The following is a 2278-nucleotide window of genomic DNA, read 5'->3' on the forward strand; positions in this document are numbered from 1 at the left end:
ACCGCCTGATCAGCGGGACAAGCAAAATTGGTGCGCTAGGAATAGTGACATCTGATGAGATTGGTCGTATATGGGAAGTAATTGTAGTCAAGTTTGGTAGACTGCCTTTGTGCTAGAACGCGAAATCCTGCGATGAAAGTTACCACAATGTTTGGAAAATGAGCGAGGCCATAAGGCGCACTATACTAGATTACAAATTAGCATTGTGTCACTAACGATGGTGATGTGAAGTATGCAGGAGTCGTATACGAGGTCCGTACGTGCGGTTCTGTGAGAGGGATGAAGCAAGAGCCTCACCCTACTCGATGTTTCTATTATTTCCCCGTCAGTTTAAAAAACATTATTTACATTTTTAAAAAATAACAATCCATACTTTAATATTGATACTGTATAAATAAACAGTTAAAATGTATAAGTGAAGAAATTTATACATATAGGATTTTTATTTACCATTTTATTTCTTGATATTATCATTTTATCTAGTGCCAGAAGGCGTGGTTATAAGCTTCTAGCGGTTTTTAACCAACTTCCTGTTCTTGTCAGTCTTGATGAATTGAATATTAGGTACGAATGTAATTATTTTAGAGTGAAAAATAGAAAGAAATCACAAGAGTATTATTAAATTTTGACAAATTTTTAGTGTGAAATGGTTAGATATTAGAGTGAGAATTATAAGACTACCTAAAGGGGGATTTAAATAAGATGCAGAAATTGATTCATATTGACATGGATGCATTTTATGTTTCTGTTGAAATAAGGGATAACCCTGAACTTCAAGGGCTACCAGTTGCTGTAGGTGGAAACAGTTCTACACGTGGGGTACTCTCTACCAGTAATTACATTGCACGACAATATGGGGTTCGTTCTGCAATGCCATCTAGTATAGCGTTACAAAAATGTCCTAACCTAATAATTGTTTCTGGCAGAATGGATGTTTATAAGGAAGTAAGCGCCCAAATAAGAGAAATAATGGAAAGATACACCGATTTGATTGAGCCTTTATCCTTAGATGAAGCATTTCTAGATGTAAGTGACTGTAAGCTTTTTAATGGCTCAGCAACATTAATAGCTCAAGATATAAGGCGAACAATTCAAACAGAGCTTAATCTCACTGCCTCCGCTGGTATTTCCTCATTAAAATTCCTTGCAAAAATAGCCAGTGACGAAAACAAACCTAATGGTCAATATGTGATTACTCCAAATGATACCATTAATTTTATTGAAAAAATGGCTCTGGAAAAAATATCTGGAGTAGGTAAAGTAACTGCTACTAAATTGCATAATCTAGGATTATTTACAGGTAAGGATGTACGTCTATCATCAATTGATTACTTGCAAACACAACTCGGAAAATTTGGACTGGTTCTTTGGGAACGCTGTCATGGAATTGATAATAGGCGGGTAGAAACGTCCCGTATTAGGAAGTCTGTAGGGGTTGAGCAAACATTTGTTAAAGATATTTCCGATGTGAATGACCTAAGGGTGCTAATGGTTACAAAATTAATCCCTGAATTGAAAAGTCGAACACAGAAACCACTTCTTGAGCGCTCGGTTAGCAAAATAGGTGTAAAAGTAAAATTTTCAGATTTTCAGCAAACAACAAAAGAGTATAAACATCATGATTTAGATGATGAAATCTTTATTAGGTTACTTTTAGAAGCTATCGCTCGTGGTGAAGGTAAAGCCGTAAGACTAATTGGAGTTCATGTAGGGCTGAGTGAACAACAAATTGGGGATTTTAAACAATTTGAGTTATCGTGGTTCTGAGTAACGCAAGCCATTTTACGAGGTGTTTTATAGCATTATTAAATCAAATGATTTAATGCCTTTATTCGCAACATTTTTTTATATGAATTCAAATAAAAGTTGAATTATTGAAGGAAAAAGAAACTTAACAAATGAGATTTTTCGAAAGTATACTTTTTTCCTAAATACAGAGATATAAAAAATATTAATAAAGAGACGAAAATTCCATTATTGAAAACTACCAACGATTCAGTATCAGTAGTTACTGACATAAGGTTTTTATTTGTAGAGTTATATAGTTACATCTAATTTATTACACTTCAATTAATAATATTATTTTTGCTATTTCTTACGGCGCAATCCTTTTCTGAGAAGATAGCCCCATCAAACAGGATTAAATTTAATAACGCCCTCAACTGGTTTACCATCAATTGGTGCGTTACTACCTAATGAACCTGTTTAATTAATCTCTTTAGTATAGGGCTGGGACAAAGTAAAATATAGCGGTCAACTGTCGAAAGACAATAAAGTT

The 2278-nt window shown here is 34.2% G+C and carries 1 protein-coding gene; it reads left to right on the forward strand.

Translation table 11 applies throughout. The features are described 5' to 3' along the window. The first annotated feature begins 702 nt into the window (after nucleotides 1–702). Nucleotides 703–1767 (forward strand): DNA polymerase IV, encoded by a 1065-nt coding sequence (dinB, locus tag CJF42_RS17320; RefSeq protein WP_095367886.1) that lies wholly within the window; start codon nucleotides 703–705, stop codon nucleotides 1765–1767. Nucleotides 1768–2278 lie beyond the last annotated feature (511 nt).

The sequence above is a fragment of the Pseudoalteromonas sp. NBT06-2 genome (genome assembly GCF_002276045.1).
Lineage (GTDB): Bacteria > Pseudomonadota > Gammaproteobacteria > Enterobacterales > Alteromonadaceae > Pseudoalteromonas.